Raw genomic sequence first — 14,341 nt, 5'->3', positions numbered from 1 at the left:
GCTCCCTCTCCCTGTGGGAGAGGGTTGGGGTGAGGGCATCAAACGGTATTAGCTTCTGGGGTAATGTTCCGTTCACTATGGCATCTGTGCTTTCTGCGCTATCCGCTGCGGTGAACGGGTTAAGGGGGCTATCGCACCCCCTCAACAATCCCGGCTCCTGGCTATGAAAATCGCCGCTTCGCAGTTCCCTCAACCTTTCGAACCGCCTACAAGGGCTGCTAGATATCGCGGCGAGGAAAATGCAAAACGGCAACCTGGTTACCGTTTTTAGTGTTTGCTCCCTCTCCCTGTGGGAGAGGGTTGGGGTGAGGGCATCAAACGGTATTAGCTTTTGGGGTAATGTTCCGTTCACTAGGGCATCTCTGCTTTCTCCACTATCCGCTGCGGTGAACGGGTTAAGGGGGCTATCGCACCCCCTTAACAATCCCGGCTCCCGGCCATGAAAATCGCCGCTTCGCGGTTCCCTCTGCTTATTGCGCCTGGCTTTCGGGTCGGGCGCGATGTCACATCCCTGTGACTCGCACCCTCCGCCCGCTTCCCTGCGGGCGGCCCCGGCCATCCGCAAACGCCTCGGCGATTTTCTGCCGGACCTGCGTTCCCTCAACCTTTCGTGCGACCTGAAATGCCGGGTGGCGGCTTCGCCTTACCCGGCCTACAAGGGCTGCGGGCGGCCCTCATCATCCTCAAACGGCCTGGTGATTTTCTGCCGGACCTGCGTTCCCTCAACCTTTCGTGCGGCCTCAAATGCCGGGTGGCGGCTTTGCCTTACCCGGCCTACAAGGGGCACGAACATGTAGGCCGGGTAAGCGTACGCGCCACCCGGCTTTTTTATTGACGATGATGATGCCGATGTGTGGGTGTTGAGCGCAGTGCGCAGTGCGCAGCACCGATTTTTTGCGGGGCCGTGGGGATTGAAAAGGGGGCCGCGGCGGCCCCCTTTTCCCGTTCACGGGTTGTGAAAATACATATTCTCCGGAATGAAGGTGAACGGAACAATTCCACTCACCTCTTACGCTTCCTGCTCAACCAATTCCTCTTGCTCCTCGCGCGCCCCTTCATTCTGCGACAGCATCGCCGTCGCGATCCCGTTCCCCAGCACGTTAATCGCCGAACGCCCCATATCCAGGAAATGGTCAATTCCCATCAGCAGCAAAATCCCGGCGACCGGAATATTAAAGCTCGGAATCGTCGCTGCCAGCACCACCAGCGCCGAGCGCGGCACGCCGGCAATCCCTTTTGACGCCAGCATCAGGGTTAACATCAGCACCGTCACTTCTGAGAAGCTCAGGTGAATATTGTACGCCTGGGCGATAAACATCGACGCAAACGAGCAGTACACCATAGAGCCCACCAGGTTAAAGGAGTAACCAATCGGCAGCACGAACGACGCGATATTGCGCGAGCAGCCAAAGCGCTCAAGCTGTTCCAGCGTTTTGGGATAGGCCGCTTCGGAACTGCTGGTGGTGAAAGCAACCAGCACCGGGTCTTTCAGCATGCCGACCAGGCGGAACACCTCTTTTTTTAGCACCATATAGCCCACCGCCAGCAGCACTATGCAGGTCAGCAGAATAGCCGCGTAGTAGCCGCCAATAAACGAGGCATAGTTCAGCAGAATACCCAGACCCTGGGTGGCGATAACCGACGAAATCGCCGCGAAGATCGCCAGCGGCGCAACGTACATCACGTAGCCGGTGACCTTCAGCATGATGTGGGACACCACGTCCAGCGCGGCAACCAGCGGGGCGTTAAATTTTTGCCCCAGCGACGCCCCGGCAATGCCGAAGAACATCGAGAACACCACGATTTGCAGGATCTCGTTATTCGCCATCGCCCCGGCAATGCTGGTGGGAATGGTATGCGACACGAAAGCCTTCAGCGTCATACCGCTTACGGCAAGCCCGGTATCCACCGCCTCGTGCGGGATCGCCAGATTCAGGCCGCTGCCCGGGCGTTCAAGGGTAACGATAAACAGCCCCACCAGAATCGACAGCACCGACGAGCTGATAAACCACACCATCGCTTTACCGCCCACGCGACCAATCGTGGAGGTTTCGCCGAGCTTCATAATGCCGACCGTTAGGGTGCTGAAGACCAGCGGCGCAATCACCATTTTAATCAGCCGCAGGAATATGTCGGTCAGCAGGGTGATATTGTCGGCCCAGGACGAGATGACATCCTGCGGCGCGTATTCATGAATTGCCGCCCCTGAAAGAATACCCGCCAGCATGAAGATCACGATGAAGAGTGTGAGTTTGTTTGCACTTGCCACGAAAAATTACCCTCTATGCGCTAAAGATGTCGCCTGCGCAGATCTATAGGTGTTTTTTATTACCGCGCAGAAATTAATTCAGCAGACAAATTGAAGTAAAGCGCCGTCAGATACAACTGATTTTTATTTTTTATTGACTTTGTTGAATCGGAAAAACCGATATATTGTGACGCTCATCACGTTTTTAGAGATATATCTTCACCTGTCGACCTGATTACGCGGTGCCAATAAAGTTAACCTTTTGTTATAAAAGTAAATACTTTGTCAATAATGCGAAAGTTGAGCGGAGAAAGCGAAGGGTGGTTGAAGCGTTATCCATAAACTAAATTCTCATTAACCCCCACCTGAGGATAGTTAAGCGGGGCTAACATATTGAGTCTAATTAATAAAATGTGAAAAGCGAGCAGAAACATCTTCTGGAGGGCGGTAAATGAATAGAAAACTCCTTTTGATCGGTGCAGGCACCTTTTTATCAGCCGTGACGGTGCATCAGGCGCTGGCGGTAACCAGCAGCGGGACCATCGGCGCAACGCTGACCCTGACCAACGGCTGCCTGATTAACGGCTCGCCAACCCAAAACGGCATTAACTTCGGTACGCTCGATTTTGGTACGCATCCGGCGACCTTCTCCACGCTCACCACCCAGCTCACGGGCGCGAGCGGCGGGAACACCTTCACCATCCAGTGCACCACCGCCAGCTACACGGTAGCGATCACCGGCAACACTAACTCCACCGCACCGGGCACCGTGGTGGGCACGCCGGGTACGCCCGCGCGCTACCTGATTAACACCGCCAACGCCGCATCGGGGGTGGCCTACAGCCTCTACAGCGACAGCGGGTTTAACAACGTCATCGCCAACAACGCGTCGCTCCCCGTCGCCTCCACCGCGGGAGGGGTTAACAGCTACACCCTCTACGGGCGGATCACCGGCGGCGGCAACAGCGTTACGGTTGTGCCGGGCACCTACACCGACACCATCAACGTTAGCGTGACCTACTAACACCGAGCCAGCCATGAAGGCATCGTTTTTACGTCTGCGCGCCGTCGCAGAGGGATTTCTGCACGCTTTTTTTGCGCTGATGGCAGGGGCGCTAGCCACCCTGCCGGCAGAGGCGATTACGCAGCAGAGCTTCCGGGTCAGCGCGACCATCGTTCCGGGATGTTCCGTGACCACCGGAACGGGCGGGCTGCTCGGCACGCTGGATTTTGGCACCCATACCGGGGTGGAGAGCGCCCCGGTTAACACCAGCTTTGTGCCGAACGGTTCGCTCTCCATTGCCTGTACGCCGGGCGTGGGGCTGAGTATGAGCATCGACGGCGGGCAGCATTACGGCTCGGTGCGGCAGATGCAGCGCTCGGGCGGCACGCAGGTGGTGGGGTATCGGCTTTACAGCAGCAGCTCGCTGGCGGCCAACAGCGAGATTGGGGTCAACCAGGCGGTGGCGGTGACCTACACCAACAGCAACAACATTGCGCTGCCGCTTTTTGGTGTGGCGCTCCTGACGGGATTCAGTCCTGCGGGAACCTATACAGACACACTCACCGTGACGTTGTCATGGTGATACAGGGAGAACGTGTATGAAGGCATCTTTTTGGCAGGTATGCGTGCTGGGCGCGTGCTGCGCGTCCGGCGCGATAACTCCTCAGGCGCAGGCAGCAGCGACCATTTTGCTCTGGCCTATCGATCCGTGGCTGTCGGCAGACACCAAAGCGACCGAGCTGTGGGTACAAAATCAGGGCAACAGCGCCACCACCATGCAGGTGCGTATCGTGCGCTGGCGTCAGGAAAACGGCTATGAACGCTATACCGCCCAGCAGGACGTGGTCGCCAGCCCGCCGATTGTGACGATTGCCAAAGGCAGCAAGCAGCTGATCCGTCTGATTAAACAGAGCGAGGTCCCGACGGGCGTCGAGCAGGCCTACCGCATTATCGTCGACGAAATTCCTCACGCTGACGCCAAAGCCGAGCCGACCATCGGCCTCAAGCTGCAAATGCGCTACTCCATTCCGCTGTTTGTCTACGGTCAGGGTATCCCGACCATCAAAGAGGGGGCGCATCACGCGCTGGCCGACACGCAGAAGCTGAGCTGGCGGGTGGTTCAGGAGGAGGGTAAACCTGCGTTACAGGTGCGTAATAGCGGGGATGTTCACGTCAGGCTGAGCCAGGTGGTGCTGGAGCAGGGGGGGCAAAAACGCACGGTCGCGGACGGGCTGTTGGGCTATGTTCTGCCGGACAGCAGCCGCAGCTGGCCGATCCCGGCGGGGGTATCGCACCCGAACCGGATGAGTGCGCAAATTAATGCCCAGGACACGCAATGGCAGTCGACCCCCGTCAACTGAAGCCTGCGATGATGATCCTGCTCTGCGTCACGACAAGTACCTGGGCCGAGCCCGGCGACGACAGCCTACCGCCGCCGCCGGACGCCCGGGCGCTGAATGACGAGGCGCAGTTTCAGCTCACCGTGGTGCTCAACCATTACGATACCGGGCTGGTGGCGCCCGTGACCCAGCGCGGCGGGGCGTTTTTTATGTCGAGCGCCGACCTGCTGCGCGCCGGGCTGCCGCCGGAGCACGTGCCTACCGGGGAGGTTAATCTCTCGACGCTCTCACCGGTGCGGGTCGAGTACGACAGCGCCGGGCAGCGGCTGCTGCTGACGGTGCCCCGGGACTGGATCGCCTCGCGCGTCATGCCGTTCAGCGGCCAGACGGCGCAGAGCAAGCCGCACTACGGCTCCGGGGCGCTGCTGAACTACGACCTCTACACCAATCATACCGAACATACCGGCGGGCAGGCCGCCCTGTGGCACGAGTTTCGCTATTTCAACGAGCGGGGATCTTTCTCTTCTACCGGCTACGCGCGGGAGAATTTCGCCGGGAATTCCGGCCAGCAGGAGGGGTACGTTCGTTACGACACCACGCTGATGGTGACCAACGAAGAGGACGCCACCACCTGGAGCGTCGGGGACGTGATCGGCGATGCCCTCAGCTGGAGCAGCAGCGTGCGCATGGGCGGCATCAGCTACGGGCGCGACTTCTCCCTGCGCCCGGATCTGGTGACCTGGCCGCTGCCCGAGTTCTCCGGGGAAGCGGCGGTGCCGACCTCGGTTGACCTCTTTATTAACGGCTATCGCTCTGGCTCCACGCAGCTCCAGCCGGGGCCGTTTACCCTGACCAATCTGCCCTACATTAACGGCGCGGGGGATGCGGTGCTGATCACCACCGATGCCCTCGGGCGGCAGGTCAGCACCACGCTGCCGTTCTACGTCACCAGCGATCTGCTTAAGCAGGGGCTGAGCGACGGGGCGGTGACCCTCGGCAGCCTGCGGCGCAACTACGGTATCAAAAATTTCGATTACGGCCCGGCGGCGGGGAGCGGCTCTTACCGCTACGGGCTCACCGACTGGCTGACGCTGGAGGGCCACAGCGAAGCGGCTGAGGATCTGGCGCTCGGCGGGGCGGGTACGGTGGTGAAGCTGGGCCGCTTCGGGGTGGTGAACTCGTCCTGGACCCAGAGCCGGATGCGCGGCGATAGCGGCGGGCAGGTCAACTGGGGATATCAGTACAGCACCAGCGAGTTCAGCGTTGCCACCCAGCACACCCGGCGCGACCAGGGCTTTGGCAACCTCGCGCTCTACGATCTGCCGACCATTTATGACGAAAACAACAAGCCCATCGCCAGCCTCAGCCGCAATACCGATCAATATTCGTTGACCCTCAATATGGGGCAGTACGGCAATATCGGCGCGGCGTGGATCGGCGTGGAAAGCTTCGACAGCCAGAAAACCGAGCTGCTGAACCTCTCCTGGAGCCGCAACCTGTGGGGCAGCAGCAGTATCTATCTCGCCGCCAGCCGCGATCAGCAGCGGGGCGACTGGACGGTGGCCATGTCGCTACAGGTGCCGCTCGGTGAGCGTGACAGCGCCGCCGTCACCTTTGAAAACACCCCGGATTCCGGCAGCACCCAGCGCATCAACTACAACCACTCGATGCCGTCCGACGGCGGGTTTAGCTGGAACATGGCATGGGCGAACCAGTCCCGGTCGAGCAACTACCAGCAGGCCACGCTGGGCTGGCGCAATAATAACATCGAGGTGCAGGGCGGCGGCTACGGCGAGCGCGACATGATGACCTGGTGGACCGAGGCGATGGGCTCGATCGTGCTGATGGACGGCGAACTCTTTGCCGCGAATAAAATCAACGATGCCTTTGTGGTGATCAGCACCGACGGCCACCCGGACGTGCCCGTCAGCTATGAAAACCAGCCGGTCGGCAAAACTAACCGTAACGGCTATCTGCTGGTGAGCGGCGTGTCGGCCTATTACCCGGCGAGCTACAGCATCGACACCCTGAATCTTCCGGCGGATACGCGGCTGAAAGAGACCGAGCGGCGGGTCGCCATTCGCCGCCACAGCGGCTATCTGGTGGATTTCCCGATGGAGCAGGAGCGGGTGGCGAGCGTGATCTTGCATGATGAAAACGGGCTGGCGATCCCGGTGGGAAGCCAGGTCAGACGCGCCTCGCGCAGCAACGCGGTGGTGGGCTACGACGGTCTCGCCTGGCTGGAAAACTTAAGCGACGTCAACGCGCTGGAGGTCACCACGCCGCAGGGCAAACGCTGCACCGCCACGCTGACCGTGGACGCTAACCCGGAACACAAGCTCAAAACCTACGGCCCGCTGACCTGCCGGGAGGCACCGTGAAGCGCCTGCTGCTGGCGCTGGTGCTGCTGATGTTATCCGGCGGCGGCTGGGCGGCGTGTACCGTCAGCACGGTGAACGCCTCGTTTGGCAGCGTCACCTCGTTTTCCCTGAGCGGCACCGGCGAGGTGGAAACCACCGGCACGCTGGTCGTGGCCTGCGATGCGGTGCTAAATCTGCTGACCAACGATTCGATCACCCTGAACTACACCAGCGCGTCGGTCTTCGCCAGCAGTCGCGCCACCATGAAACGCACCGATAACGCGACCGTTACCGACGTGATCCCCACCCGTCTGTGCGGCGTTTCCGGCTGCGGCGGCAGCAGCGAAGTGCAGATCGCCAAAGCCTACACCTGGAGCGGCAACACGCTGCTCGGGCTGCTCGGGGCAAAGCAGTACAATATTCCGCTCTATTTTCGCACCGTCGCCGGGCAAAACGTCACGGCGGGGCCGTATCAGGTGCTGCTGACCTTTAGCATCAACTACAGCGTCTGTTCCGTGGGCGCCGCCGGGCTGTGCCTGACGCCGCAAAACGGCACCGCGACCACCACCATCCTGCTCAACATGAACGTCACCAACGACTGTAGCGCCATGACCACCCCCGACGTGAACTTTAACAGCGCGCCGCTGGTGCAAAACTTCCCGACCATTTCGCAGGCCATCGCCGTCACCTGCACCAAGGGCAGCACCTACACCATAGGAATTAACAATGGTGCGAACGCGCTGAACAACGTTCGTCGTATGGCCTACGGCAGCAACTATATGAGCTACGACATCTATAAAGAGGCGACAACCAACCGCTGGGGCGGCAGCGGCAGCGAGCGCTGGGCCAGCGCCGCCTCGTCCCAGCTGAGCGCCGACGGGTTACTGCGCACCTTTAACTACACCGCCAAAGTCCTCACCAATCAGACCACGCCGCCCGCCGGGACCTATTCCGACACCCTGATCGTCGACGTCGCCTTCTGACGCCGCGCTTTTCCCTTTCGCAAATGTAAAGTTCCTGTGGTCTGTGCCGATAACACCGTTAATAAATCTCAAAGAAGGTGTTGTATGTTGAACCGTATCCGCGTTGTCACAATGCTTATGATGGTGCTGGTCATTTTCGCGCTTCTTCAGCTTATTTCCGGCGGCCTTTTTTTCTCATCGTTAAAACAAAACCAGGACAGCTTTGTCGCCTCTAACGATCTGCGCCTACAGCAGAGCGAACTGACCTCGACCTGGGATCTGATGCTGCAAACGCGTATTAACCTGAGCCGCTCGTCCGCGCGGATGATGATGGATCCGAACAACCAGCAGAGCAGCGCAAAAACCGACCTGCTGAAAAATGCCCGCGCCACCCTGGCGGACGCGGCAAAACATTACGACGCCTTCAAGAAAATCACCCCGCAGCCTGCGATGGAGCAGGTAAGCCAGAACATTGACGAAAAATACAACGCCTACTTTTCTGGCCTGACGGAGCTTATCCAGTTCCTGGAGAGCGGCAATATGGACGCCTACTTCGCCCAGCCGACGCAGGGGATGCAAAACGCCCTCGGCACGGCGCTGGGTGACTACGCCAAAGCCAGCAACGACCTCTATCACACCGCGTTTGCCGAAAGCCAGAACGACTACCGCTTCGCTAAGTGGCAGATGGCGGTACTGGCCCTGGCGCTGGTGATTGTGCTGGTGGCGGTATGGTACGGCATTCGCCATATCCTGCTGAATCCGCTCGGCCGCGTGATCGGCCACATTCGGGAGATTGCGGCCGGCGACCTGACCAAAACCCTGACCGTGTCCGGGCGTAACGAAATCACCGAGCTGGCGAACAGCGTCGATCATATGCAGCGCTCGCTGATCGACACCGTCGCCAACGTGCGTGAAGGCACCGATGCCATCTACACCGGCACCAGCGAAATCGCGACGGGCAATAACGATCTCTCGTCGCGCACCGAACAGCAGGCCTCTGCCCTTGAAGAGACTGCCGCCAGCATGGAGCAGCTGACCGCCACCGTGAAGCAGAACGCCGACAACGCCCGTCAGGCGTCAAAACTGGCTGAAAGCGCCTCCGACACCGCCCAGCGCGGCGGTCGGGTGGTGGATGGCGTGGTGAAAACCATGCATGACATCGCCGACAGTTCGAAGAAGATTGCCGATATTATCAGCGTAATCGACGGCATTGCCTTCCAGACCAACATTCTGGCGCTTAACGCCGCGGTGGAAGCCGCTCGCGCCGGGGAGCAGGGACGCGGGTTTGCGGTAGTCGCCGGAGAGGTGCGCAACCTCGCCAGCCGCAGCGCCAACGCCGCGAAAGAGATCAAATCCCTGATTGAAGATTCCGTTTCCCGCGTCGATACCGGCTCCGTGCTGGTGGAGAGCGCCGGGGAAACCATGAATGACATCGTGAATGCCGTGACGCGCGTGACGGACATCATGGGTGAAATCGCCTCTGCATCGGATGAGCAGAGTCGTGGTATCGACCAGGTCGCCCTGGCGGTATCGGAAATGGATCGCGTGACGCAGCAAAACGCCGCGCTGGTGCAGGAGTCCGCCGCGGCGGCCGCTGCGCTGGAAGACCAGGCCAGCCGCCTGAAAATGGCTGTCTCGGCGTTCCGTCTTGCTTCAAAAAATACCAATACGGTCAGCCCGCGTGCCGTTTACAGCGAGCCAGCTTCAGCGCCGACTGCATCCCGCAGCCGCGCCGTGGTGACCGGACAAGATGAAAACTGGGAAACATTTTGACTGACATTTAAACCGCGGCTGCTGGCCGCTTGATGGGAGCGTGGATGTTAAATCGTATTCGTATCTCGACCACACTGTTTTTGATTCTGATCCTTTGTGGTGTGTTGCAGGTTGGCAGTAACGGGTTGTCTTTTTGGGCGTTTCGCGATGGCTATCAGAATTTGCAGGAAGTTGAGGCGAGTAACCAACAGCGCTCCGCACTGGCACAGACGCGTGCCGTGCTGTTGCAGGCCAGTACCGCGCTGAACAAGGCGGGGACCTTAACCGCGCTGAGCTATCCGCCGGACGATATCAAAGCGCTGATGGTGACGGCGCGCGACAGCCTGAAGCAGGCCGACGCGCAGTTTAAAGCCTTCACTTCGCAGGGGGCGGTCAGCGAACACGGCAAGGCGCTGAAGGCGGCGATGAAGAAGAATTTTGACCAGTGGCATACCGACCTTGAGCACCAGGCGACCTGGCTTGAAAACAACCAGCTGTCCGACTTCCTGACCGCGCCGGTGCAGGATTCCCAGGCGGCGTTTGACGGCAGCTTTAACGCCTGGCAGCAGGACATCAACACCTCTGTGGAGCGCGCGGGCCAGAGCAGCCGGAAAAGCTACCACATGTCCGGCGTGATTTTTGCCGTGATGGTGATCCTCGCCGCGCTGCTGACCGGGGCGGCGCTGTGGTGGTCGCGTAGGATGATTGTCCAGCCGCTGGCCATCATCAGCAGCCACTTTGACAGCATTGCGAAGGGCAACCTGGCGCGTCCGGTGGCGGTCTACGGCAAGAACGAGATTTCAGCGATTTTTGCCAGCCTGAAGGCCATGCAGGGATCGCTGCGCGAAACGGTGACCGACGTGCGCCAGGGCAGTTACGCCATGCACACCGGGATCTCCGAAATTGCCGCAGGCAATAACGATCTCTCTTCGCGCACCGAGCAGCAGGCGGCCTCGCTGGCTCAGACGGCGGCGAGCATGGAGCAGCTGACCGCGACGGTCAGTCAGAACGCCGACAACGCCCGTCAGGCGTCCGACCTGTCAAAACAGGCGGCGATGACGGCGAAACGCGGGGGCGACCAGGCTTCCCACGTGGCGAGCACCATGCAGGAGATTGCCGCCAGCTCGCAGAAAATTGGCGACATCATTAGCGTGATTGACGGTATCGCCTTCCAGACCAACATCCTGGCGCTGAACGCGGCGGTAGAGGCGGCGCGCGCGGGCGAGCAGGGTCGCGGCTTTGCGGTGGTGGCGGGTGAAGTGCGTAACCTGGCAAGCCGCAGCGCCAACGCGGCGAAAGAGATTAAGGTGCTGATTGAAGAGTCGGTCTCCCGCGTGGAGCAAGGCTCGGCGCTGGTGGACACGGCGGCGAAAACCATGACCGAGATTGTCACCTCCGTCACCCGGGTCAACGACATCATGGGCGAGATCGCCTCGGCGTCCGACGAACAGCGTCGCGGCATCGAGCAGGTGGCCCAGGCGGTCAGCCAGATGGATCAGGTAACGCAGCAGAACGCCTCGCTGGTGGAAGAGGCGGCGGCCGCTACCGATCAGCTGGCAAACCAGGCGGATCATCTCACCGGTCTGGTGGCGGTATTTAACGTCAACGAGCAGGTTGAAGCAGTAACAGAAGTCGGACGGTCGCAGGCCGTGCCAGTTGTATCCTGAATGTGATTAAGAAGGCGCTATGACATCACCCACGCCCTCAGGGCAAACGTCATTATTGTTACAGATGACACAGCGCCTCGCGCTGTCCGACGCGCATTTTCGTCGGATATGTCAGTTAATCTACCAGCGTGCGGGGATCGTGCTTGCGGATCATAAGCGAGACATGGTCTACAACCGTCTGGTGCGTCGCCTGCGCACGCTGGGGCTTGACGATTTTGGTCGCTACCTGAGTATGCTCGAAGCGAACCAGAACAGCGCCGAATGGCAGGCATTTATTAACTCGCTGACCACTAACCTGACGGCGTTTTTCCGCGAAGGGCACCACTTCCCGGTGCTGGCGGAGCACGCGCGCCGTCGCACCGGGGAGTACCGCGTCTGGAGCGCGGCGGCCTCGACCGGTGAGGAGCCGTACTCGCTGGCAATCACGTTAGCCGACACCCTCGGTATGGCGCCGGGTCGCTGGAAAGTCTACGCCAGCGACATCGACACCGAGGTGCTGGAGAAGGCCCGTAACGGCGTCTATCGCCAGGACGAACTTAAAACCCTGTCGCCGCAGCAGCTACAGCGTTACTTCATGCGGGGAACAGGCCCGCACGAAGGGCTGGTGCGCGTGCGTCAGGAGCTGGCGAACTGCGTGGAGTTCGCGCCCGTCAACCTGCTGGACAAGCAATACAACGTTCCGGGGCCGTTTGACGCCATTTTTTGCCGTAACGTGATGATCTATTTTGATAAAACGACGCAGCAGGAGATCCTGCGCCGCTTTGTTCCGCTGCTCAAGCCGGACGGTTTTCTGTTTGCCGGGCACTCGGAAAACTTTAGCAACCTCGCGCGCGAATTTAGCCTGCGTGGGCAGACGGTATATGCGCTGAGTAAGGAAAAAGCATGAGTAAAATCAGGGTATTGTCTGTCGATGATTCGGCGCTGATGCGCCAGATCATGACTGAAATTATCAATAGCCACAGCGATATGGAGATGGTGGCGACGGCTCCGGATCCGCTGGTCGCGCGGGATTTAATTAAAAAATATAACCCCGACGTGCTGACGCTGGATGTCGAAATGCCGCGCATGGATGGCATCGATTTCCTGGAAAAATTAATGCGCCTGCGCCCGATGCCGGTGGTGATGGTCTCCTCCCTGACCGGGAAAGGCTCGGAAATCACCCTGCGCGCGCTGGAGCTGGGGGCGGTAGATTTTGTCACCAAGCCGCAGCTGGGCATTCGCGAAGGGATGCTGGCCTACAGCGAGATGATCGCCGATAAGATCCGCACCGCCTCACGGGCGAAACTCGCCGCGCACAAACCGACGGCAGCCCCGACAGCGCTCAAGGCCGGGCCGCTGCTCAGCTCGGAAAAACTGCTGGTGATTGGCGCGTCAACGGGCGGAACAGAGGCAATTCGCCATGTACTCCAGCCATTGCCGCTCTCAAGTCCGGCTATTCTGATCACCCAGCATATGCCGCCGGGCTTTACACGCTCGTTCGCGGAGCGTCTTAACAAGCTGTGTCAAATCAGCGTGAAAGAGGCGGAAGACGGCGAGCGCGTGCTGCCCGGACATGCGTATATCGCGCCGGGGGACAAGCATATGGAGCTGGCGCGCAGCGGGGCGAACTATCAAATCAAAATTCATGACGGACCGCCGGTTAACCGGCACCGTCCGTCGGTGGATGTGCTGTTTCATTCGGTGGCGAAACATGCGGGGCGCAACGCCGTTGGGGTGATCCTGACGGGGATGGGCAACGACGGAGCCGCAGGAATGTTAGCGATGCACCAGGCTGGCGCCTGGACGATTGCGCAGAATGAAGCAAGTTGTGTGGTGTTCGGCATGCCGCGCGAGGCCATCAATATGGGTGGCGTGAGCGAAGTGGTCGATCTTAGCCAGGTAAGCCAGCAGATGCTGGCGAAAATCAGTGCCGGACAGGCAATACGTATTTGACTCAGGAGTAGTATTTTATGGCGGATAAAGAGCTTAAGTTTTTGGTTGTGGATGACTTTTCCACCATGCGTCGCATCGTGCGCAACCTGCTTAAAGAGCTGGGCTTCAACAACGTTGAAGAGGCAGAAGACGGCGTGGATGCGCTGAACAAGCTCCAGGCGGGCGGATTTGGTTTTGTGATTTCCGACTGGAACATGCCGAACATGGACGGTCTGGAACTGCTGAAAACCATTCGTGCCGACGGCGGTATGTCCTCTTTGCCGGTTCTGATGGTGACCGCAGAAGCGAAGAAAGAGAACATCATTGCCGCCGCACAGGCGGGCGCAAGCGGTTATGTCGTGAAGCCATTCACTGCGGCAACGCTGGAAGAGAAGCTCGGTAAGATCTTCGAGAAACTCGGCATGTGAGGTGATGGAAATGTTGCAACCTGCTATGAAACCCGTTGAAGAACACTCGCCGAGCGACATCATTGCCCGCATCGGCAGCCTCACGCGTATGCTGCGCGACAGCCTGCGTGAGCTGGGGCTGGATCAGGCCATCGCGGAAGCGGCAGAAGCCATTCCTGATGCCCGCGATCGTCTGGACTATGTGGTGCAGATGACCGCCCAGGCGGCCGAACGCGCGCTGAACAGCGTTGAAGCCTCGCAGCCGCACCAGGACGCGATGGAGAAGGGGGCAAAAAACCTGAGCAAGCGCTGGGACGAGTGGTTTGAAAACCCGATCGAGCTGGCGGATGCCCGCGAGCTGGTCACGGATACCCGTCAGTTCCTGGGTGACGTGCCGGGCCATACCAGCTTCACCAATGCCCAGCTGCTGGACATCATGATGGCGCAGGATTTCCAGGACCTTACTGGCCAGGTTATCAAGCGCATGATGGATGTGATCCAGGAGATTGAGCGTCAGCTGCTGATGGTGCTTCTGGAGAACATCCCGGAACCGGCGGCGCGTCCGAAGCGCGAGAACGAAAGCCTGCTCAACGGCCCGCAGCTCGACGCGACCAAAGCGGGCGTGGTGGCGAGCCAGGATCAGGTGGACGATCTGCTGGACAGCCTCGGTTTCTGACGGCTAATACTTACC

The 14,341-nt window shown here is 59.8% G+C and carries 12 protein-coding genes; 11 read left to right on the top strand and 1 reads right to left on the bottom strand.

Going from position 1 to position 14,341, the window contains the following annotated elements; genetic code table 11:
* Positions 1 to 1,009 precede the first annotated feature (1,009 nt).
* A complete protein-coding gene (locus tag ACSVHP_RS05845) occupies positions 1,010 to 2,269 on the bottom strand; it encodes a dicarboxylate/amino acid:cation symporter (protein WP_234674413.1) in 1,260 nt (419 codons plus the stop codon).
* A gap of 430 nt (positions 2,270 to 2,699) precedes the next feature.
* Here ACSVHP_RS05845 and ACSVHP_RS05840 point away from each other — a divergent pair, with 430 nt between their 5' ends.
* From ACSVHP_RS05840 to cheZ, 11 genes are all read left to right on the top strand, one after another.
* Positions 2,700 to 3,272, top strand: coding sequence for a Csu type fimbrial protein (locus tag ACSVHP_RS05840; protein WP_447551252.1), 573 nt, complete (start codon positions 2,700 to 2,702; stop codon positions 3,270 to 3,272).
* A gap of 13 nt (positions 3,273 to 3,285) precedes the next feature.
* The gene (locus ACSVHP_RS05835) at positions 3,286 to 3,834 is read left to right on the top strand and encodes a Csu type fimbrial protein (RefSeq protein WP_234674415.1); all 549 of its coding nucleotides are present in this window, start codon (positions 3,286 to 3,288) and stop codon (positions 3,832 to 3,834) included.
* A 16-nt stretch (positions 3,835 to 3,850) separates the two neighbouring features.
* Positions 3,851 to 4,612, top strand: a complete 762-nt coding sequence (locus ACSVHP_RS05830; protein WP_447551251.1) for a fimbrial biogenesis chaperone — start codon at positions 3,851 to 3,853, stop codon at positions 4,610 to 4,612.
* A complete protein-coding gene (locus ACSVHP_RS05825; RefSeq protein ID WP_447551250.1) occupies positions 4,588 to 6,972 on the top strand; it encodes a fimbria/pilus outer membrane usher protein in 2,385 nt (794 codons plus the stop codon). The genes ACSVHP_RS05830 and ACSVHP_RS05825 overlap by 25 nt, the downstream gene beginning before the upstream one ends.
* Positions 6,969 to 7,934 carry a Csu type fimbrial protein gene (locus ACSVHP_RS05820; protein ID WP_447551249.1) on the top strand — a complete coding sequence of 322 codons (966 nt, stop codon included), beginning with the start codon at positions 6,969 to 6,971 and terminating at the stop codon, positions 7,932 to 7,934. Before ACSVHP_RS05825 ends, ACSVHP_RS05820 begins: the two co-directional genes overlap by 4 nt.
* An 84-nt stretch (positions 7,935 to 8,018) precedes the next feature.
* Entirely contained in the window at positions 8,019 to 9,686 is a 1,668-nt protein-coding gene (tar, locus tag ACSVHP_RS05815) for a methyl-accepting chemotaxis protein II (RefSeq protein ID WP_447551248.1), read from the top strand.
* A gap of 44 nt (positions 9,687 to 9,730) precedes the next feature.
* The gene (gene tap, locus ACSVHP_RS05810; RefSeq protein WP_447551247.1) at positions 9,731 to 11,332 is read left to right on the top strand and encodes a methyl-accepting chemotaxis protein IV; all 1,602 of its coding nucleotides are present in this window, start codon (positions 9,731 to 9,733) and stop codon (positions 11,330 to 11,332) included.
* Between the two features lie 19 nt (positions 11,333 to 11,351).
* Positions 11,352 to 12,218 carry a protein-glutamate O-methyltransferase CheR gene (cheR, locus tag ACSVHP_RS05805; protein ID WP_447551246.1) on the top strand — a complete coding sequence of 289 codons (867 nt, stop codon included), beginning with the start codon at positions 11,352 to 11,354 and terminating at the stop codon, positions 12,216 to 12,218.
* Complete coding sequence (locus ACSVHP_RS05800; RefSeq protein ID WP_234674421.1) at positions 12,215 to 13,264, top strand: protein-glutamate methylesterase/protein-glutamine glutaminase; 1,050 nt, start codon at positions 12,215 to 12,217, stop codon at positions 13,262 to 13,264. Before cheR ends, ACSVHP_RS05800 begins: the two co-directional genes overlap by 4 nt.
* 17 nt (positions 13,265 to 13,281) lie before the next feature.
* Positions 13,282 to 13,671, top strand: a complete 390-nt coding sequence (cheY, locus tag ACSVHP_RS05795; protein ID WP_234674422.1) for a chemotaxis response regulator CheY — start codon at positions 13,282 to 13,284, stop codon at positions 13,669 to 13,671.
* Positions 13,672 to 13,681: 10 nt separating this feature from the next.
* Complete coding sequence (gene cheZ, locus ACSVHP_RS05790) at positions 13,682 to 14,326, top strand: protein phosphatase CheZ (protein ID WP_447551245.1); 645 nt, start codon at positions 13,682 to 13,684, stop codon at positions 14,324 to 14,326.
* Positions 14,327 to 14,341: the final 15 nt, after the last annotated feature.

The organism is Enterobacter sp. 186315 (assembly GCF_053290175.1).
Note: the sequence above shows the minus strand (reverse complement) of the source record. Positions and strands in the feature narration are given on the sequence as shown.